The organism is Actinoallomurus rhizosphaericola (genome assembly GCF_024055675.1).
Taxonomy (GTDB): domain Bacteria; phylum Actinomycetota; class Actinomycetes; order Streptosporangiales; family Streptosporangiaceae; genus Actinoallomurus; species Actinoallomurus soli.
The window spans coordinates 239326-258920 of record NZ_JAMXMW010000016.1 but is presented as its reverse complement, the minus strand read 5'-3'; the positions used below and the strand labels follow the sequence as shown (position 1 = coordinate 258920).

At 67.4% G+C, this 19595-nt stretch carries 21 protein-coding genes; 6 read left to right on the top strand and 15 right to left on the bottom strand.

Features of this window, described 5'->3' with window-relative positions:
• Positions 1-1033 (top strand): hypothetical protein (locus NE234_RS31485; protein ID WP_252784494.1); only part of this gene is annotated, 1033 nt, incomplete at its 5' end.
• On the opposite strand, the gene NE234_RS46125 is transcribed toward NE234_RS31485, so the two are convergent.
• The 11 genes from NE234_RS46125 to frlD (NE234_RS31435) form a co-directional block, all read right to left on the bottom strand.
• Entirely contained in the window at positions 1034-1228 is a 195-nt protein-coding gene (locus NE234_RS46125) for a transposase (protein ID WP_406567095.1), read from the bottom strand.
• A 937-nt stretch (positions 1229-2165) separates the two neighbouring features.
• The gene (locus tag NE234_RS31480) at positions 2166-2984 is read right to left on the bottom strand and encodes a sugar phosphate isomerase/epimerase family protein (protein WP_252784493.1); all 819 of its coding nucleotides are present in this window, start codon (positions 2982-2984) and stop codon (positions 2166-2168) included.
• Positions 2985-3052: 68 nt separating this feature from the next.
• Positions 3053-3766: a GntR family transcriptional regulator gene (locus tag NE234_RS31475; RefSeq protein WP_252784492.1), complete on the bottom strand. Its 714-nt coding sequence runs from the start codon at positions 3764-3766 to the stop codon at positions 3053-3055.
• Positions 3767-3801: 35 nt separating this feature from the next.
• Complete coding sequence (frlD, locus tag NE234_RS31470; RefSeq protein WP_252784491.1) at positions 3802-4587, bottom strand: fructoselysine 6-kinase; 786 nt, start codon at positions 4585-4587, stop codon at positions 3802-3804.
• A gap of 27 nt (positions 4588-4614) precedes the next feature.
• Complete coding sequence (locus NE234_RS31465; RefSeq protein WP_252784490.1) at positions 4615-5340, bottom strand: GntR family transcriptional regulator; 726 nt, start codon at positions 5338-5340, stop codon at positions 4615-4617.
• A 77-nt stretch (positions 5341-5417) separates the two neighbouring features.
• Entirely contained in the window at positions 5418-6818 is a 1401-nt protein-coding gene (locus NE234_RS31460; RefSeq protein WP_252784489.1) for an amino acid permease, read from the bottom strand.
• A gap of 110 nt (positions 6819-6928) precedes the next feature.
• Positions 6929-7360 (bottom strand): secondary thiamine-phosphate synthase enzyme YjbQ, encoded by a 432-nt coding sequence (locus NE234_RS31455; protein WP_252784488.1) that lies wholly within the window; start codon positions 7358-7360, stop codon positions 6929-6931.
• Positions 7357-8259: an amidohydrolase family protein gene (locus tag NE234_RS31450; RefSeq protein ID WP_252784487.1), complete on the bottom strand. Its 903-nt coding sequence runs from the start codon at positions 8257-8259 to the stop codon at positions 7357-7359. Before NE234_RS31450 ends, NE234_RS31455 begins: the two co-directional genes overlap by 4 nt.
• A 1-nt stretch (position 8260) precedes the next feature.
• The gene (gene frlC, locus NE234_RS31445) at positions 8261-9082 is read right to left on the bottom strand and encodes a fructoselysine 3-epimerase (RefSeq protein ID WP_252784486.1); all 822 of its coding nucleotides are present in this window, start codon (positions 9080-9082) and stop codon (positions 8261-8263) included.
• 31 nt (positions 9083-9113) lie between these two features.
• A complete protein-coding gene (locus NE234_RS31440; protein ID WP_252784485.1) occupies positions 9114-10136 on the bottom strand; it encodes an SIS domain-containing protein in 1023 nt (340 codons plus the stop codon).
• Between the two features lie 43 nt (positions 10137-10179).
• Entirely contained in the window at positions 10180-10986 is an 807-nt protein-coding gene (gene frlD / locus NE234_RS31435) for a fructoselysine 6-kinase (RefSeq protein ID WP_252784484.1), read from the bottom strand.
• A gap of 230 nt (positions 10987-11216) precedes the next feature.
• Between frlD (NE234_RS31435) and NE234_RS31430 the strand changes: the two genes are divergently transcribed.
• The 3 genes from NE234_RS31430 (at position 11217) to NE234_RS31420 (ending at position 12424) form a co-directional block, all read left to right on the top strand.
• Positions 11217-11405 carry a hypothetical protein gene (locus tag NE234_RS31430; protein WP_252784483.1) on the top strand — a complete coding sequence of 63 codons (189 nt, stop codon included), beginning with the start codon at positions 11217-11219 and terminating at the stop codon, positions 11403-11405.
• Between the two features lie 317 nt (positions 11406-11722).
• Positions 11723-11971, top strand: coding sequence for a hypothetical protein (locus NE234_RS31425; protein WP_252784482.1), 249 nt, complete (start codon positions 11723-11725; stop codon positions 11969-11971).
• Between the two features lie 183 nt (positions 11972-12154).
• Positions 12155-12424: a hypothetical protein gene (locus tag NE234_RS31420; RefSeq protein WP_252784481.1), complete on the top strand. Its 270-nt coding sequence runs from the start codon at positions 12155-12157 to the stop codon at positions 12422-12424.
• A 144-nt stretch (positions 12425-12568) separates the two neighbouring features.
• On the opposite strand, the gene NE234_RS31415 is transcribed toward NE234_RS31420, so the two are convergent.
• Complete coding sequence (locus NE234_RS31415) at positions 12569-13198, bottom strand: M15 family metallopeptidase (protein ID WP_252784480.1); 630 nt, start codon at positions 13196-13198, stop codon at positions 12569-12571.
• Between the two features lie 174 nt (positions 13199-13372).
• Positions 13373-14194, bottom strand: coding sequence for an aminoglycoside phosphotransferase family protein (locus NE234_RS31410; protein WP_308206950.1), 822 nt, complete (start codon positions 14192-14194; stop codon positions 13373-13375).
• Positions 14195-14490: 296 nt separating this feature from the next.
• On the opposite strand from NE234_RS31410, the gene NE234_RS31405 reads away from it, so the two are divergent.
• Both NE234_RS31405 and NE234_RS45540 read left to right on the top strand, forming a co-directional pair.
• A complete protein-coding gene (locus tag NE234_RS31405) occupies positions 14491-16026 on the top strand; it encodes an arabinofuranosidase catalytic domain-containing protein (protein WP_252784479.1) in 1536 nt (511 codons plus the stop codon).
• A gap of 191 nt (positions 16027-16217) precedes the next feature.
• Entirely contained in the window at positions 16218-17915 is a 1698-nt protein-coding gene (locus NE234_RS45540; RefSeq protein ID WP_252784478.1) for a cellulose binding domain-containing protein, read from the top strand.
• A 124-nt stretch (positions 17916-18039) separates the two neighbouring features.
• Here NE234_RS45540 and NE234_RS31395 read toward each other — a convergent pair whose 3' ends face one another.
• Positions 18040-18762 (bottom strand): cache domain-containing protein, encoded by a 723-nt coding sequence (locus NE234_RS31395; protein WP_252784477.1) that lies wholly within the window; start codon positions 18760-18762, stop codon positions 18040-18042.
• Positions 18759-19526: a FadR/GntR family transcriptional regulator gene (locus NE234_RS31390; protein WP_252784476.1), complete on the bottom strand. Its 768-nt coding sequence runs from the start codon at positions 19524-19526 to the stop codon at positions 18759-18761. The genes NE234_RS31395 and NE234_RS31390 overlap by 4 nt, the downstream gene beginning before the upstream one ends.
• Between the last annotated feature and the right edge of the window lie 69 nt (positions 19527-19595).

Genomic DNA, 19595 nt, shown 5'->3' with positions numbered 1-19595 from the left:
CACGCCCGAAGCCGGATTCGTCCTCGGCCCGCTGCTGTCTCGCACCGACCTCACCCCTAAGGACGCCGAACGGGCAATCACCGCAGCCTTCACCTGGCTCACCCCACACGCCACCACGCCCGAAGCCCAATTCGTCCTCCACCCGCTGCTGTCTCGCACCGACCTCACCCCTAAGGACGCCGAACGGGCAATCACCGCAGCCTTCACCTGGCTCACCCCACACGCCACCACGCCCGAAGCCGGATTCGTCCTCCCACCGCTGCTGTCTCGCACCGACCTCACCCCTAAGGACGCCGAACGGGCAATCACCGCAGCCTTCACCTGGCTCACCCCACACGCCACCACACCCGAAGCCAGATTCGTCCTCTCACCGCTACTTAAGAACTTCCCCGCCGAGCAAATACCGGCAGAGCTTTGTAGAATCGTGGACACTTGGATCGAACAACACGTTCCAGAGATAGACTTCACGTTCCTAAGCAAATGGGTTCTCCGGAAGAGACTCATGAGCGAGGCGATATTCGAGGGCCTGCTGAGATGGGCCTCCTCCGACCCCGACAACGAAGATCTCATCGCTCGACTGGCCTACTCCAGCCCACAAGTAGGACCCTACCTTCGTTCACAGGAGAACGTCCGACGCTGGTTCAACGCTATTCGACTTTGCTTCGACCAGGTCGAGAAACACGGCTCATCCAGGAACGCCTACGGAGTCCTCGATATGCTTGTAACTGAAGTCGCGGACAAATTCAGAACTGGTATCGGCGCCGCCTGGGCAGACGATTATATACAGCAGTGGCTGACGCTTCCCTCCTCCATGAACCCCTCCAGCATCTACAATAAGGCCCAGATTGTTTACCGATGCCACGCCCTGATACTTAGTGGCCGGTTTAGTAAGGACGAAGCAGTGACCATCGGAAAGCGTCTGCGCCAATGGATCTCTCATTGGAAGGAGGAAGAACGCTATGACGAACTGGTAGCGTTCATTGATGCGAACATACTGCGTCCGCCCTCGCAGAAATGCCGGTATCGAACGTGATCATTGGATCAAGCGCCGGTATTTGTCGTGGTCATAACCGCAGTCGGCGGGCAAAGAGTCGGTGCGCTGCCGTGGCCGGCCGACTGTGCCGCGCACCGGCGGGATCGCGCGCAGTAGCGGCATAAGCTGGGTGACGGCATTGCGGTTCGCGCCGGTCAGGGTGAGGGCGAGTGGGACGCCGTTCCCGTCGCAGATGAGGTGGTATTTTGAGTCCGGCGGGGCGCGGTCGACCGCACTTGGGCCGGTTTAGGCCGCCCTTCAGCGCCCGCGCACGCGAACTGTCAATCATCGCCTGGACCAGTCAAGCTGACTGGCGGCCCGCAACTCGGCCAGCAAGAGCCGATGCAGCCGATCCCACAATCTCAGTCCCGCAACCGGCGCCATCAGGTCACCCGCGACCTCAGCTCCTGATGCAAGAACTCCCCCGGGATGGCCGTGTAGAGCACGAACAAGATCCCGCACAGCCGCCTTACGGTCATCGCGTTTGTGGCCCGGATGCCGAAACCACCACTCAACCACCGGCAACAGCGGCCGGATCCGCCGCCAGAGGCCATCCTCGACCTCCCACGGCTTACGCCGCGCCACCTGGCCCTCCCACGCACGACCGACTAACGCGAGCAAGATCCAACCAAGATCATCCTAGTCAGGAGTTATTAGGCAAGGTTCTTTAGCCGGAGATGCTCTCAGGCGCTGATCACGAGAGACCCGCGAGAAAACTGCCCGACGAGAGTCACCGAATCACAAGGTCTGCGCAGGTCAGTGCTGCATTATGTCATCCCGTCAGCTACGGCCTCCGGAGCCGGGTGCGCTGGTTCTAATCCAGCAGGGGGCGCCTTCCAGCAGCCAGCGCGATCTAGCCGCTGACCTGGGCGAACGACCGAAGAACGGGCCGGACTCCAGTCTCACTGAGTCCGGCCCGTTCTCGCTGTTCGGCACTGTTCACGAGAGGCCCGAGAGAGCTCCTCGCGTTCCCAGCTGCTCCTCCGGGGGCAATCATGTGACGCCCAGGTCGGTGCAGGCCTGGCGCCAGGCGTGGGACTTCGCGTCGTGCCGCTGTCGTAGATCACAGTGCCGCAGTCGATGATGGCCACGCACTACGGCAGACCACGCGGAGCCGCAGAGCACTCCGCCGTCACACTGCCGAGACGCCGAGGTGGTCCCGCAGGTACCGGGCGGAGCGTTCGACCGAGTCGTGCGGGTCGAGCCAGTAGATCGGGTCGTTGATCTCCAGCGTGACGAACTGCGCGTAGTCCCGAGCGGCCAACTCGTCGAGGTACTCGCCGAGCGGCAGCGTCCCGTCGCCCAGCACCTCGTGGTTCGAGTCCGCCAGGTGGATGTGGCCTACGGCGGGTCCCAGCCGATCGAAATAACTCGCCAGCGTCTCGCCGGCCACCGCCATCGCGACGACGTCGACACACACCTGCAGCGATCGGGAAGGTACCTCGGAACGCAGCTGGAGCACCTCCGGCAGGGACGTCACCAGGTTGGACTCGTACGGCTGGAGCTGTTCGATGACGAGCCGGACGCCGGCCCGCTCGGCCCGCTCGGCGAGCACGGCGACCGACTCCACCATCCGCTGCCAGGACTCCTCCCGGGGCACGTCGCGCGGCCCGCACCCCGAGTTGAGGAACACGGTGTCACAGCCGAGTACGGGCGCCTCCGCCAACGCCGTCGTCAGGTAGTCGATGGTGCGTTCGCGCAGTGCCCGATCGGGCGCGGCCAGCGAGTAGGGGTAGGAGAGCATTTCCGGGGTGTAGACGACGACCCGAAGCCCGGCGTCCGACAACGCACGGTGAATCGAGCGCAGCCGCCGCTCGGCTGCGAGCGACGTCGCATGGTCCGCCCGGTGGTAATGGGGTGCTCCGGCCCAGAATTCGATCGCGGTGAAACCGCATCGGCTGATCGAATCGAGCGTGTACGCCAGGCTGTACTGCTGATACTGGACGGTCATGACCGCGAAACGGTCCAAGGACAACGTCGACATGACGCTCCCATATATCCGGAAAAACGACGTGCTGGTCAGCGCTGGAAATGCGCAACGAAAGAGGCGCGGTCACCGCGGGTCAAGGTACGGGTGAATTCCACCAGCCGGTTTTCCTCGTCGTAGGACGAGCATTCGAACAACAGCAGCGCCGTGCCCTCGGGTACGTCCAGGGCGCGGGCGTCCTTCGCGTTGGAGCGGGCCAGGCCGAGCGTCTGCCACGCCCGCGCGAGTTTCACGCCGTAGAAGCTGTACAGCTCGTAGAGCGAGAACACGGACAGGTCCACCCGGTCCAGCCCGGGCAGCAGGTCGGCCGGAAAGAGGATCTCCTCGAGCGAGAACGGCGTACCCCCGGACAGGCACAGCCGCCGGATGAAGCACAGGTCCTCGTCCTCGCCGATGTCGAAGATGGCGGAGTATTTGGGCCCCGCGGCCCGCACCGCCTTGGCGAGCACCTTCAGGGACGGTTCGGCGTTCCGCTCGGTCATCGTACGGGTGAAGCCGTCGAGTGTCTCCAGCTCGCGGGCCACCTTCTCGCCGACCACGAAGATGCCTCGGCCCGCCACGGATCTCAGGAGACCTTCCTCGATGAGCGGGTCGATCGCCTTCATGACCGTGAGCCGGTTGATGCGCTGCTCGGCCGCCAGGTCGTTGATGGACGGGATCGGGGCACCCGGCTGGTACTCGCCGGTCTCGATGCGTCGCCGCAGCAGGCGCCGCACCTCGAGGAACCTCGGCCGTTCGCCCGCCACACACCCTCCGTTCGGCCGGCAGAGGGCCGTCCGAGTCACCATGCACCGTTGATACCGAGGGTTCGAGACGCACTGACGGCACCGAGCCGCATGCACTCCTCGACCGGTGCCGCGAGCAGCACGCCGCGCAGGAACCCCGCGATATAGCTGTCGCCGGCACCCATCGTATCGATCACCGGGCACGGCCTGGCGGGGCACTCGATGAACACTCCGTCGGCCAGCGCGACGGAGCCGTACGCGCCCATCGTCGCGACGACGACCCGCGGGCCGCGCGAAGCGTAGTCGCGCATCCGGTCGCGCAGCGCGTCGCCGTCCGGGCCTTCGGTCGCGAAGAACGCGTAGTCGACCTGGCCGATCGCCGCCGCCACGACCGGATCGTCCGGCTTGGTGGCGAAGTCGAACGCCACCGGGACCCCTCGTGCGCGTACGAGACCCAGCTGGTCCTCCAGGTGCCCCCACAGCCCCGTGACGAACAGGTCGTGACCGGCGATGAAGTCGAGGTCCTCCTCCCGCAACCGGAAGTCGGCCATCACACCCTCGTCGTACTCACCGAAGCGGCGTTCGCCGTCGACGAGCTCCACCTGCGTGACCGCCGTCTTACCGGGCAGCACGCGTACGTGGCTCACGTCAACGCCACGCCCCGCCAGCGCATCGATCAGGAGTCTGCCGTGGTCGTCCGAGCCGACGGCGCCGAGGTACGAGGCCTGGCCGCCCCCGGCCACGAGGTTCACGGCCACGTTCACCGGGTTACCACCCGGACGCGCCGCGCCCTCGGCGGCGTAGTAGTCGATGCAGTTGTCACCCGCTGCTGCGAGCCTCATGCTTGGTTCCCTTCCTGGCACGACGGCTCAGCGGCGGCGTTCCAATTCGCTCGCGAAGCCGACGTAGTCACTGCGCGCCTGGGCCGCGAACGCTTCGACGGGACGGTCGGCGTAGTCGTTCGCGACACCGTTCAGTGCGAACAGCGCCTCGCCGAGCTCGATCTGCAGCAGCCGGGCCGTCTCAGCATCCGCGTGGCCGACCGTGACCCGCTGGTACCCGCTCACCACCTCGACGCCGTAGTCGCGCTGCAGCGTCTCGTACAGCGAGAACTCCGGGGAGTAGCGACGGTCCAGGCCGGGGAACCGCCGAGCGGAGACGAAGGAGTACTCGACCGCGGCGGGCGTCGCGTCGATGGCCCGTACCCGCGCGAGCCGGAACACCTCCTCGCCGGCGTCCAGATCGAGGCGGTCGGCGAGCTCCATGTCGGCGGTGAGCGTCTCCCAGCTCAGTACCGTCGTCGTCATCGTGCGGCCGAGCCGCCGGGTGACGTCCGCGAACGGACGCAGGTCGCGCAGGTTGCGGATCACGCGGGGCTCCGCCACGTAGGTGCCGGCGCCCTGGCGGCTCGACAACTTGTGCTCGGCGATCAGCGCGCCGATGGCGGAGCGTACGGCGGATCGCGAGATGCCCCATCTCTCGGACAGGTCCCGCTCGGCCGGGATCTTGTCGCCCGGCTGCAGCCCGCCGAAGCGGATCAGGGCCTCCAGGCGCTCCTGCGCCCGGAGCGCGGGGCGGATGTTGAGACGGTCCACGATGTGTACTCCTTCGCCGTGGCGACCGGGCGGATCAGCATCAGGATGGCCCACCCGCCCGGTGCGGGAAAATCGGCTCAAACGCCGGGGGTGACCACCTGCTCCCTCTTCTGCCGCGCGTTCCAGTAGAAGTACGCCGGCAGGCCGGTACCGATGGCGATCAACGCGGCCACCAGCCCCGGGATCGGAGCCCACAGGAACGTCGAGACGATCAGCGTTCCGGTCATGAACATCGCGATCGCGGCCATCAGGTAACCGGCCGGCATCCGCCACAGCGGGGTGTATCCGGCCTTACGACGACGCAGTACGAAGATCGTCCCGAACGTGAGGAAGTTCTTGATCAGAGTGACCAGGGTGAAGTAGCCGAGCAAGGTGGACAGGTTCGAGGCGAAGATCAGCACGATGGCGAGCGCGCACTGCACGAGAATCGAGAAGTACGGCGTCTTCCACTTCGGGTGCACCTTCGCGAAGGACTTGAAGAACAGGTGGTCGCGCGCCATCGCGTACTCGATGCGCGGCTGGAACATGATGCAGCTGGACATCGATCCGATGATCACGATGATCCCGACGATCGCGGTGAGGGCGCCGGCGGCCGTACCGACGAACGGGATCGCCGCGGCGGCGTCGGCGATCGGCTTGTCGTCGCCGGCCAACCGGCCGATCGGCAGCAGGCCACCGGCGACCGTTGACAGCGTCACGTACAGCGCCAGCACCGTCAGGACCGAGATGATCAGTGCCCGCGGCAGGGTCCGTTTGGGTTCCTTGATCTCACCGGCCATGTAACAGACCGCGCCCATCCCGTCGTAGGACCAGGTGGTCGCCGAGATGGCGGCGAACAGGGCCGTGATGCCCACCGGCGCGGAGGCACCGGCGAGATGCGTGGTGAAGTCGCCGGACTTGAAGAAGAACACACCGACGCCGATGAGCAGTACGAAGGGGAGGACCTTGAAGGCCGTGATGAACGTCTGGAACCTCCCGCCGCCCTCGACCGAGCGCAGGTGCAGCGTCATGAACACCAGTACGAGCGCCGTCGCCACGCAGGCGCCGACGAACGAGCTCATCTTCACGAAGTAGCCGAGGTACGACACGATCGCGAGCGCCATGATGGAGATCGACGGTGGATCCGTCGCCCAGAAACTGATCCAGCCGGTGAGGAACGCCAGCGGTCGCGAGCCGGCCTCGCGGAAGTAGACGTACTGGCCGCCGTCCTCGGGGTAGGCGGTGGCGAGCTCGGCGTAGCACAGGTTCGCCGGGATCTGCATCAACCCCCCGATCAGGAACGCCAGTACCATGATCAGTGCGGTGCCACCCGCTTTCGCCACCTCGCCGAGGGAGGAGAAGATTCCCGAGCCGACCGTGGTACCCACCGCGATGGCGACGGCGGCCGGCAGACCGAGCTTTCGAGCCAGTTCGGGGGCCCGGCTCGCAGACGTCGTTTCGTTGCCAGGGCCCTGAGAGATCGCTTCTTGACTGCTCAATGGACTGTGTCCTTCAGCTCATGGCCACGAGTCGCCGTGGCCGTATGACGTCGTGTCTTGTGGGAGCTGGGGTACTTCGTGGACCTAGGCGACCTGCCAGGGCCTCGGAACTACTCGCCCATTACCGTGACGGTCACGCTGCGGCGCGACGGTCCGTCGAATTCGAACAGGTAGACGTCCTGCGCGTCGCCACGCACGAGGCGACCGGCGGAGACGGGGAACACGCAGTGGTTTCCGGTCAGGTGCGCACGCAGGTGACCGACGGGGTTGCCGGCGGTCGAACCGTAGGAGTGCAGCATCCGCGCGTGCGCGTACGGATGATGGTCCGGTACCACGCGCTCGAGCATGTCGTGGATATCGGACTCCAGGCACTCCAGCGCCTCGTTGACGCCGATCCCGGTGGTGGTGTGCCGGGAGATCACGTACGCGATCCCCTCGGTCACCCCGGCCTCCGCCACGGCGCGTTCGACGTCGGAAGTGATGAGGAGATAGTCCTGGTACCGCGTCGTCTCGTAGGTGAGCGTCGTGTGCTTGACCGTCATCGCCGCTCCCTCCCCTCGCCGGCCTGCTCATGGCCGGGCAGGCGGAAGAACTCCACGGCGTTGGTACCGCGGATCAGGTCCTTGGTCTCCTCGCGCAGCGGCAGCTCGCCCAGCGCGTGCGCCATCCGGATCTGCTCGAACCGCGGGTTCGCCGACCCGAACATCAGCTGGTGGCGCAGCGAACGGTCGATCCAGGTCGCCGGGATCGCTCGGGTGAGGATCTCCGCGTAGAACTCGCGGGCGCTGTCGAAGTACAGGGCGGCGGTATCCGCATGCACCTGCGGGTACTTCAGCATCAGCGCCGCGGTCTGCGTGACCCACGGCCAGCCCAGCTGCGTCAGGCAGAACCGCAGTGACGGCCGCGCGATCGCGAGCGGCTCGAACACCATCGGCTCCGTGTAGCGGGTACCGGCGTTCGGCTCCCACGTCATCCCCGCGTCGAAGACAACCGGGCGGTCGAAGGCCTCGCACACCTCGTACAGCCGGACCAGCCGGTCGTCGAGCGGGTCGAGCCGCCAGTGCCCGAGGTGCAGCCGCAGCCCCAGCAGATCGAGGTCGGTGAACGCCCGTTCCAGCCGTGCGGCGGCATCCGCCGCCAGAGGGTCGACGGCGGCGACGCCGGCGAAGTGTTCCGGATCCTGCTCGACGAGCGCGGCGACCTCGTCGTTGTCGACGATCGCCACGTTCGACCGGTCGGCGGAGTCGGGCACGGTACCCCCCGCATCCGCGTGCAGCAGCAACAGATCCAGGCCGGCAGAGGCCATCTGGTTGCGTACGTGCGCGAGGCTCGCCAGCCCGTTGCGGCGAATACCAGAATGCTCGTGCCGCAGCTCCGTTCGCGCCGGATCGGAATTGATCGCCTCGTAGAACGCCGGCGACACGTTGGCGTCGACGAACACGTCAGTCCTCCAGCAGGGCGCGCAGCTCGTCGATCGCCCGACGCGCGTACAGGCGCGGCTCGTTGAGATAGTTCGTCACGAGCTCGATCGTCGCCGTACCGTCGTATCCAGCGGCGCGGAACTCGGCCAGCAGCTCCCGCAACGGGATCACACCTTCGCCCGGTACCAGGTGGGTGTCGGACGATCCGTCGCTGTCGACCACGTGCAGGTGGCGCATCCGGTCGCCCAGCTTGTCCAGGTACCCGACGATCGACTCGTGCTGCACGAACGGCGGGACGATGTCGCACATGGCCGCGAGGTTCGGCGAGCCGACCTGGTCGAGCAGCCAGGCCAGGTCGTCGGCGGTCGTGCACACGTTCGACTCGTACGGCGTCAGCGCCTCGACCACGAGGGTGTGGCCGATCCGTTCGGCGTGCCGGGCCAGTTGAGTCACCGAATCGACGAGGCGTTCGTTCACCTCCGCGCGCGGCGTACGGTAGCCGGCGTGCGCAGGTGAGATCACGGTGAACTCCGCCCCCATCGCCTTGCCCATGTCGAGGCAGGTCGTGAGGTAGTCGATCGCGTCGGCCCGCTGCGACTCCGAGCCGATCATGAAGTTGTACGGGTAGGCGTTGTGTTCCGGGGTGTAGACCCGGATCGGCACACCGTGCTGGTCCGCGAGTGCGCGTACCGCGGCCAGATCACCGGCCTTCAAGTCCGGCGCGAACGCGTGCGGTCGCCCGCCCCACAGCTCGACGTAGTCGTAGCCGAAGCGCTCGGCGTCGGCGAAGGCGTCGCGCAACGGGTTGCGCTGGTACCCCGAGGTGAACAGTCCGATCTGCATCATTGCCTCCGGTGGAGAGCTGGGCCCGCGCTCAGTACGCGACGAGGCCGCCGTAGTAGCGCCGGTCGTCGGGGTTGTGGCCCTTCCCGAGCGACAGGTAGAGGTAGAAGAACTCCAGCGGGACGAACAGGGCGATCGGGTCGTAGGCTTCGTGCAGCCCGGTGTCCAGCTCCGCGACGTCGAACACGACGACCTTCTCGGACAGCTTCTCCACGAACCGGATGCACCGCTCGGTGGTATGCCGGGAGGGATCGTTGCCGAGGAGGAAGACGTACGGCACGTCCGCGTCCACGACCTCGAGCGGCCCGTGCCGGAACTCCGACGAGTTGAGCGCGCTGCCGTGCGTCCAGGTGAACTCGAGCATCGTGATGACGCCCTCTTTGTAGCCGAGCGGGAGCAGGTTCCCACCGGCGACCGTGTAGATGAACGGCCATTCGGACGCGCGCAGGCCGAGCTCCTTCGACCTCGGCTCCACCGTGGTCATCAGCCGCTGCAGCACGCCGGGGACCTTGGGCATGTCCGCCTTGATCTCGGCGACGGCTTCGCCCTCGCCCGCCCGCTCGATCACACCGATCGCGATCGCGTACGCGATCAGCGTGTGCAGCACCCAGATGCACCCGCCCTCGTAGGCGACGACGGCATCCGCGGCCTCGGCCACCAGGTTGCCGGTCGGGTTCTTCGTCACCCCGATCGTGGGAGCGCCGGCCCGGCGGGCCTCGGTGAGGGACGTGGCGACCTCTTCGCTGTTACCGGAATCGGATACGCCCACGACGAGTGTGGAGCCGTCGAGTACGGCGGGACGCTGGTCCAGGAAGTCCCAGCCGGAGAAGCAGCGGCAGGGGACCGAGGAGTACCGCTCGAAGAGCATCGCGGCGGTCTGGCAGGCGCACAGCGGCGAACCGCAGGCGACGAAGTAGACGCGGGATATCGGTTCGGGCGTTTGGTCTAGGATCGCGTCGAGTTGGGGCAGGATGTCCGCGATCAGATGTTCCGCTTCACCCACCATGGAGTCGGTGACGAGGAAGTCGATGGTCTTCGGATCGATGTCGAGCATGGTTCTCCGTTGCTGGTCGGCACCCGTGCGGGCGCTGGGGGGTTCAGTCGGTACCGCTGCTTGCCGGTTGCCACGGGTCGAAGCGGCTCACGACACCCGCGGCCCGGCAGGAACCGGCCGCGAGGGCTGCGGGAACGGCGGCGCCACGTAGGTGGGCCGCGAGGAAACCGGCGATGAAAGAGTCCCCGGCGCCAACGGTGTTGACCACCGTCGCCGGGGTGGCCGGGCAGGTCGTGAATTCGGTGCCGTCGTAGGCGAGTGAGCCGTTCCGGCCGAACGTCGCGATGGCCACGCGCATGCCCGCCGCGACACGTGCTGCGAGGTACTCGCGTATCTCGGGCCCGTCCGTCGCGGCCGAGAAGAAGCCGATGTCGACGCTGCCGGCGGTCTCCGCGACGACCGGTGAGTCGAGCCGGTCCGCGTAGTCGAACGAGACGATCGCGCCGAGCGCTCGGATCCGGTGCAGCACACCGGTCGCCCTGCCCCACAACGCCGAGTGCACCAGGGTGCGGCGTCCGGCGAACGCGACGTCGTCGGCGTCGAACACGAGGTCCCGCAGCACCCCCTCCTCGTACTCGCCGTGGATGCGTTCGCCGTTCTCGATCCGCATGTGGGTGACGGCCGTCGCTCCCGGTACGGTGCGCAGCCGGCTGAGGTCGAGCCCCTCAGCGGCAAGCGCCGTACGCGCCCAGGCGCCGTCGGCGTCGTCACCAACGGCGGAGATCAGCGCGGTGCGGACACCCAGCTGCGCCAGGTGCACCCCGGTGTCAACCGCGTTGCCCGTCACGCAGGCGTGTCCCGCGTCGTCGTACCGGTCGATGCATACGTCGCCGATCACCGCCGCATCCATGCTGGCTCCTTGGCCGAACGCACACACGGATAGATAGACATCTTCGCGTGTTTTGCGTACCAATAGTGGGAGAGACGGTAAGACTGGTACGTGGATCATGTCAACCCATCTATGACGTCTCGCGTACGGGCCCCGGAGCCGGCGGAAGGGGCTACCCGGGCAAGGCCCGCGGCGCTCCTCCGGCCAGGAGGCCCGCCCGAGAGCCGGTACCGAGCGACAAGGGGGGCGCCGTGATAGACGGAGTCACCGAGTTCGCCACCGTCGACGGCGCACACCCGCTCACCCTCACCAACCCGGCCGAGGCCGACACGGTCAGACCGGGGAAAGCGACGGCGCCGGCGGGCAGCGGCCAGTGGTCGTGGAGCAGGAACGCGAGCCGGTCGAGCGAGGCGGCGGCGGCCTCGTCGTCGATGAAGTAGTAGGCGACCATTCAGCAGCCCGCGCAGTTCCCGGTTCCGCCGCCCTCCCCGGACCCATATCAATGGAGCTACATCAAGGCGCCTACCCAGGGCAGGAGTCCCTTTGTGATCCCTTCGATCGGCACGCCCTACGAGCGTGCCGCGTGGGCGCTCCGGATCGGGGATTAGGTTGGGGCGCGCAACGCGAGACGTAGTCAGTGGTTGAGGGTGGCCGGGCGAGTAGACCTGGAGCGTGCGAACAGACGAATGCCCTGGCCCTAAGCAAGGGACGCACTATGATCCAGAGGTCCACCGAGGCAGTACTCCTATCAGCCGGAGTGGGCGTCGCCGGTCTATGGCTTGCTGGCGTCGGAATCGCCATACTGACCAACTTCCGAGGCCTGGCGACTTGGTGGGCGCGGCAATACGAGATATGGCGTCCGTCTCCTCGACACGACGCGCCGATCACCCCACAGCAGTGGATCCGCACCAGAGTCGTCGGCCTGTTCTTTTTGACCGGTGGTCTCCTGGCGGTGGTCGCCGCCCTGATCGTCGTCACTGACTGGATCATCACCACGTTGGGCTAACGAGAGTGAGGCGAGCACTTCGGGCCGCTGCCGCCTCCGCGTACTACCTGCATCTTCGAGAGTCCGCCACTCCCCCACCGGACCACATCGCCGCGCAGGTCACGGACCGAATCAGGCCGATATGCGTTACCGTCTTCCGGAGCCGGGCACCTTTCGCGGATTGGATCGCCTAGGCTCCGGTGCATGGATCTCAAAGACGCCTCGCGCATGGTCCTTACGGAATCCGGCCCGCATGCGGATCTGCACGACGTCGCCCAAGCCGTCTATGACGACTACTCCGCCGACCGCGAGGTCCCCTCCGTCGCGCTCACCGGCATGCTCGCCGAAGCCAGCCGCAAAGGCGTCCTTCTCAAGCTCAAGCAGCGGCACGGCGACCACGCGGTCAACGACATGATCACTGTGCTCGCCTACGAGGTGGACCGCCAGCGAACCCATCTCGCTGAAGGGCGCTAGCTTCCGAATCGGGCGAACGGCTGCGGCGAAGGCGCTCCGGCTCGGGGATGGGGTTGGGGCGCGCAACGCGATGCCTGGTCGGTGGTTGAGCGTGGCCGAGTCCTGCGGCGTATGGGACCAGACCGCAGCATCGCGAACCAGAGCTCACACCGGCCCGTAGACGGCATTCTTCGCACCGGTCAACAGCGCCCAATAACGGTCGCCGAATGACCAGTGCCACCACTCGGTCGGGTAGTTGACGAAGCCGGCGGCGGTCATCGCATCGGCGAGCAGGTCACGATTCGTACGGGCCGCAGGGGACACCGGGGCGTCGATCGGGCACGTGTGCTCTTGGCCGGAACGATGGCCGTTCACCGGGCCACCCATATCGAGCTCACGGCCGTCGACGCCGACAAGGGTCAGATCCACCGCGGCGCCGGCACAGTGCGGCGCGACATCGACGGGAGAAACGAAGGCGCTCGCCTGCTGCCGCAACTCGACCGGGTCGCTGATTCCTTGGCTCCGCAGGCGTTCTTCGTAGAGTGAGAACCTCCGGGCTTGTTCACCGGTCGGGCGGTGGCCTTCGATGATGAGCAACCTGACCCCACCGGGAAGATCGGCGGCGGCAGAGCGCAGGCGGTTCAGGACACCCGTCCTTACGCGGCCATAGGCTCCCTCGGCATCCCGCTCACGCGGGTCGAGGAGGAGTCGCGGAACCGTACCGACCTCGGTAAGCGGCTCCCCGCACTCGACCACGGGGACCCGAAGAACACGGGGGTCACTGAGCAAGATCATGGATCGTTCGTTCCCCTGTGGACCGGTCGCAACGTCTAGAACTCGGCTCCGGATGGTTCCCGTGGGACGGGCGGGGCCGCCGGCAGCGCGGCGGCTCGGGGATGGCCCAGCCCACACGAGGGCCGGGGTCATCAGGAGTTGAGGTGGAAGCCGGGCCATCCCCTCGGTGCTTCTTCAGACGAGCAGTCGAGACAAACGGTCGGCTTGTCGTTCGGCGGTCCCCGGAGGGTTGCGGGGATTCGTCCCGTCGTCCGACGCCAGCATGAATAGCCAGACAAGGGCCAGCAGCCGGCGACACTCATCCAGCCGGGCGGATTCCGCTGTCGTCAGGTGGCACTGATCCAGGAAGAACTCGACGTCCAAGGGATGCTCGACCCAACTGGCCGCATGTTCGGTGATCTCAGCCAATTCGAAGGCACGATCACTACGACCCGACTCCTCGAAGTCGACGACTCGTACGCGAGAACCGTCCCACAGGTAGTTGGCGAGGTTGCCGTCTCCAGGCCCGAAGACGGACGGGACCCCGGGTGAAACAGCCCTTCCCAAGCCCGAACAGACCAGCCACGACAATCCCTGGCCGATGACCTCGCCCACCTTGCCAGAGAGGCGGGGAAGGATCTGCGGCACAGCCCACGAATGAATCCAGGCGACGAGTTCTCGCTGGTGGCCCGGCCTGAGCGGAACGTCGGCCAAGACCTCCGGCGGCAGCGCGGCATGGAGTTCCCGCACCGCCGCTGCCAGAGACTTGATCCGCTGTTCGCTCAGCGAATCACCGCGCAAGGGTTCACCGGCCAATCGGGACATCATGACGGTGGGTCGCGCAGCCGCGACGTCCAGCTTCACAGGCTCAGGGGCCAGCCCCGGCGCGTAGGTGGTGAGCAGAGTCAACGCACGCCACTCTCGCTCGCACCGGTCTCGCCCTCCCTCCCGGAACCTTTTGATCACCGTTCGCGGTCCCAACTCGACCGCATGCGTGCTCCAACCGGCAGAACCCACGCTTCGCGCTCCTCACACCCCGACAGTGACGGCAACAAGCGGACAGGGACAGGTGATCACGAAAGCGCCATGAAAGGTCATTGACACGTAGCGGTACCCAACTTAGCCTCCACGCGAACCAGTCCGAACGATGTCCGAAATATCGAACAACGGGAATGAGGCCGCGAATATCCCAGGTCCCGCCGATTCCACCTGCCCGCCGAATTCCCCCTTTTCGGAGGGATCCCCCATTCCCTGGAACGGCGGCAACGATCCGGCAGGCACGGCTCACGATCTTGCGCGGAAAGGAACATCAGGTGCAGCGTTCGTCTGTTCTCTCGGACCACCCGGCTCGTGGTGCGCATTCCCCGGCGGTCATCGCCGCGTCGATGCTGACGGCGCTGGCCGCGGTCCTGACGACCGTCGTCACCTGGATGGCACCGGCGTCGGCTGCGGGTACGGGCCCCTGTGACCTCTACGCCTCAGGCGGTACGCCCTGCGTCGCCGCCCACAGCACGGTGCGTGCGCTGTACGGCTCGTACAACGGCAACCTCTACCAGGTCAGGCGTTCGTCGGACAACGCGACGAAGAACATCGGAGTGCTGAGCACGGGCGGTGTCGCCGACGCCGCGACGCAGGACTCGTTCTGTGCGGGCACCACCTGCGTCATCACCGTCGTCTACGACCAGTCCGGGCATGGAAACGACCTCTGGTACCAGGGGCCCGGCGGGGTCGGCGGCTCCGACACTCCCGCGAAGGCGACCAGCGAGTCGCTGACGCTCAACGGCAGCCGCGCCTACTCGCTCTACATCAACCCCGGCAACAGCTATTGGCGAGATGGCCATCTGACGGGCGTTCCGACCGGCAGCGCACCCGAGGGCATGTACATGGTGACCAGCGGCACCCACGTCAACAATGGCTGCTGCTTCGACTACGGCAACAGTGAGACGAGCCGGAAGGCCGACGGGCCCGGCGCGATGGATTCGATCAACTTCAGTACGTCGTGCTGGTTCGGTGGGTGCTCCGGATCCGGTCCCTGGGTCCAGGCGGACCTGGAATGGGGTCTCTACCCCGGAGGAAGCACGTCCTGGAACCCGAACCAGCGGGCGTTCGGCAACCGGTACGTCACGGCGATGCTGAAGAACAACGGCACCTCGCGGTTCGCGATCAAAGGCGGTGACGCGCAGTCCGGCGGTCTGACGACGCTCTGGGACGGGTCCCTTCCCAACGGCTACAGCCCGATGAAGAAGCAGGGGGCCATCATCCTCGGGAGCGGCGGTGACTGCTGCAACGGCAACACCAACCTCAGCGCGGGCACCTTCTACGAGGGAGCGATCGTCTCCGGTTATCCGTCGGACGCCACGGAGAACGCGGTGCAGGCCAACCTGGTCGCCGCAGGATACGGGTCGGGCGGCGGGGGCAGCGGAGGCGGCATTCCGACCGGCTGGGCGAAGATCGCCAACGTCACCTCCGGCCTCACCCTGGACAGCGGCGGCAACGTCTCCTCCGGCTCAGCCCTGAAGCAGTGGGGCTACGACGGGTCCACCAACCTGCAGTGGCAGCTGGTGGACCTGGGCAACGGCTACTACCGCATCGTCAACCGCACCAACGGCATGGTGGCCGACAGCTGGGGCAACACCGCCAACGGCGCGAGCTGCCTGCAGGCGGCCTGGAACGGCGGCAACAACCAGCAGTGGCGGCTGAACAGCCTCGGCAACGGCCGCTACCAGATCATCAACCGCGGCACCGGCACCGCCCTGGACGGCGCCGGCAGCAGCTCCAACGGCTCAGCCACCGTCCTGTGGACCCCGAACTCCAGCACCAACAACGAATGGACCATCACCGCGGTGTGAGGCCCCGAGCCTCCTCGTTCACCGCCCGGCTGCTCCCCCTCCATGAAGGTCAGGTTCCCATGACAGGAGTGCCCGTTCGACGACGCGGACCCCTTTCCGCGACTCGGTTCCTGCTACGTGTGCTCGCGGCGGCGCTCATGCTCGCCGTAGCGGCGCTGACACCGATCACCGCGGCATCCGCATCAGCCGCCGTGGCCGCCGCCGTATCGGTCGACGCCGGCCGGTCCCTGGCCTCCCTACCGTCCGCCGCGTTCGGCATGAACGTGGCCGTCTACGACGGGCTGATGAACGACTCCCCTGTCGCAGGGCTGCTGAAAGGGGCGGGCATCGGCGCGGTGCGCTATCCGGGCGGCTCGTACGCCGACATCTACCACTGGAAGACCAACACCGCCGACGGCGGATACGTCGCGCCGGGCACCGACTTCGACACGTTCATGGGCACGGTCCGTTCGGCGGCCGCACAGCCGATCATCATCGCCGACTACGGGTCCGGCACTCCGCAGGAGGCCGCGGACTGGGTGCGGTACGCCAACGTGACCAAGGGATACGGCGCCAAGTACTGGGAGATCGGCAACGAGGTCTACGGCAACGGCGAGTACGGCTCCGGATGGGAGCACGACGACCACTCCAGCAAGAGCGCGACCACCTACGCCACGAACCTGCTGCAGTACGCGTCGGCGATGAAGGCTGTCGACCCCAGTATCAAGATCGGCGCGGTGCTGACCACCCCCGGGAGCTGGCCGGACGGCATCACCGGACCCGGTGACAGCGCCGACTGGAACCACACCGTCCTGTCGATCGCCGGTTCGAAGATCGATTTCGTGATCGTGCACTGGTACCCGGGCGGCAACAGTGCCGCCGACCTGCTGACCAAGCCCCAGGCCCAGATCGCCGGCATCACCGGCACGCTGCGATCGCTGATCAACCAGTACGCCGGCGCCAACGCCGCGAACGTGGGCATCGCCGTCACCGAGACCAACTCCACCATCGACAAGGACACTCACCCGGCCGCCCTGTTCGCGCCGGACGACTACCTGACCTGGCTGGAGAACGGCGCGTTCAACGTCGACTGGTGGAACCTCCACAATGGCTCCAACGGCACCAGCAGCGTCGACGGCGCCACCGACTACAACGACGAAGGCGTGCTCTCGAACGCCTCCGGCAGTGAGCCGCCCGCGGAGACACCGTTCGCTCCCTATTACGGCATCCAGATGATGACCAAGCTCGGCGCGCCGGGCGACAGTCTCGTGAAGTCGAGCAGCAGCCAGTCCCTCCTGACCGCGCACGCGGTCAAACGGACCAACGGCGACGTGGACCTGCTCCTCATCAACAAGGACCCGTCCAACGCGTACACGGCGAACATCTCCTACAGCGGGTTCACCCCGTCCACGGCCGCACCCACCGTCTACACCTACGCCCGGAACGCCACGTCCATCGCTTCGACCACCACCGGCACCGCCACCAGCCAGACGATCCCCGCGTACTCGCTGGTCGTCGTCCAGCTGCATCCCGGCAGCGGTGGCGGCGGAACAGGCGGTGGGGGGACCGGCGGCGGGGGGACCGGCGGCGGGGCCTCCTGCCGGGTCGACTACACGAAGAACGAGTGGTCGGGCGGCCTCACCGGGAACGTCACCATCACGAACACCGGCACCGGCGCCATCGACGGCTGGACGCTGACGTTCGCCTTCCCCGGCGACACCAAGGTGACCAGTGCCTGGAACGCCACGGTGACCCAGAGCGGGGCGACGGTGACCGCCAAGAACGCGTCGTACAACGGCGGCATCGCCGCCGGGGCCAACACGTCATTCGGGTTCCAGGGCACCTGGACGAGCAATGACGCGGCCCCGACCGGCTTCACTCTCAACGGCACGTCCTGCACGACCGGTTGAACCACCGGGCGGCGACCCCACCCGTCGGTGCCACCCGCTCCACCGGACGCGACGCCCTTGGGCCGTGACGCGCCCGCCGTCCCAGGACGGCGGGCGCGTACGACCGGCAGGCGTGAGATCGACATCACGTACCGCGTTGTAGGGGTGTCACCGTCCATCCCGTCAGGGCGCACAGTCCGGTCAGCGCGGCTGAGTTCACCGTGTCGGCCCGATCGCGCCAGGTGGTGAGCCGGTCCCCCGGTGCCGCCGCGGCCGTGCCGGCGGCGATGACCCGGCCGTCGCGGTTCACCAGGGCGCGGGGAGACGGCTCGGCGCACAGCGCGGGCATGATGCGGCGTTCCAGGTGGTCGCAGGGGACGTCCAGGGCCGCCACCCCGAGGGGCCGGGTGCCGTGGAAGACGGGGACGGACAGCGTGAAGGCGTACTCGTTCGTGCACGCGTAGTCGACGTACGGGCCGGTGACGTGCTGCTCCCCGGAACGGATCGGCACGTCGAACCATTCGTCGTTGAAGTAGTCGAAGAAGTCGGGTCCGTCCGGGTCGAGGTTGACGCGCAGCGGCTCGGGGGTTCCGCCGTCCGGCCGCCACCACCATTCGAGCCAGTACGGGGCGTCGCGCAGGAGGCCGGGGGCGGCCACGATGCCGGTGCCGATGGCCAGGTCCTCGAAGGCGTCCAAGGTTTCGCGGATGCGCGGGCGCAGTGCGGCGATGTCGCCGAGCGCGTACGCGTCGGGCCGGGCCGCGAAGGAGGCCGCGAAGGCGGCGGCGGTGTCGCGCAGGGACCGCAGGATCCGCTCGATGTCGTCGGCGAGGGAGGCCCAGGCCCGTTCGGCGGGTGATGTCGTCACTGCTCCGCCTCGGTCCGGTAGACGCCGACGCGCCACCGGATCAGCAGTTCCACCTCGTCCGTGACCTGCCGTTCGGCCAGTCGCCGGGCTCGTTCGGGATCACCGGCGCCGATGGCGTCGACGAGGGCGAGCCGGCCTCGTACGGCCTCGGCGTGACCGACGTCGCCGAGCAGGGTCCAGGTCAGATCGCCCCACTCGGCGCGCAGGTTCGCCTCCTCCTGGGTGAGCCGGGGCGACTGGGCGGCCAGGGCGACCGCGACGCCGAACTCGGCGTCCGCCTGGCGGCGCTCGGCGGCGGTCTCCGCCGCGGCCAGTCGCGCCGCGCGCCGGCGCAACGTCTCGATCTCGGGGGGCGTCGCGCGGCGGGCGGCGAGGGCCGCCGCGGTGCCGAAGACCGCCAGCCGCAGGTCGCCGAGCTCGCGGAGTTGCCGGACGGTCAGGTCGGCGTGCCCCGACCGGCTGTGGGGGCCGCCGGCCGGCCGGGCGACGAAGCTGCCGCCGGCCCGGCCGCGGCGGGTCACGACGAGACCGCGCTCGCGCAGGGTCGCCAGCGCCTCCCGGAGCGTCAGGGTCGCGACCCCGAGTTGCTCGGACAGCGTCGCCTCGGAGGGCAGGCGCTCACCGGGAGCGATCAGGCCGAGGCGGATGGCCTCCGCCAGCCGATCCGCGATCTGGTCGGCCCGGCCGGCCTGGCCGTTGCCCAGTGCCTGGATCGCGCGGACGGCGGCGGTGGTGAGACCGGAAACGGGTGGTGCCGGCGCCATCGCACCTTCCTCGGTTAAGTCCTGGTATCCAACCTTGACACTAAAACATTTAGGGCTAGATGATTTGCG

Coding starts and splice junctions, on each gene's coding strand:
- NE234_RS31480 (WP_252784493.1), bottom strand. CDS start 2,984: ATGACCGTCCAGTATCAGCAGTACAGCCTGGCGTACACGCTCGATTCG.
- frlD (WP_252784491.1), bottom strand. CDS start 4,587: ATGAGGCTCGCAGCAGCGGGTGACAACTGCATCGACTACTACGCCGCC.
- NE234_RS31455 (WP_252784488.1), bottom strand. CDS start 7,360: ATGACGGTCAAGCACACGACGCTCACCTACGAGACGACGCGGTACCAG.
- frlC (WP_252784486.1), bottom strand. CDS start 9,082: ATGCAGATCGGACTGTTCACCTCGGGGTACCAGCGCAACCCGTTGCGC.
- NE234_RS31440 (WP_252784485.1), bottom strand. CDS start 10,136: ATGCTCGACATCGATCCGAAGACCATCGACTTCCTCGTCACCGACTCC.
- frlD (WP_252784484.1), bottom strand. CDS start 10,986: ATGGATGCGGCGGTGATCGGCGACGTATGCATCGACCGGTACGACGAC.
- NE234_RS31420 (WP_252784481.1), top strand. CDS start 12,155: ATGGATCTCAAAGACGCCTCGCGCATGGTCCTTACGGAATCCGGCCCG.
- NE234_RS31415 (WP_252784480.1), bottom strand. CDS start 13,198: ATGATCTTGCTCAGTGACCCCCGTGTTCTTCGGGTCCCCGTGGTCGAG.
- NE234_RS31390 (WP_252784476.1), bottom strand. CDS start 19,526: ATGGCGCCGGCACCACCCGTTTCCGGTCTCACCACCGCCGCCGTCCGC.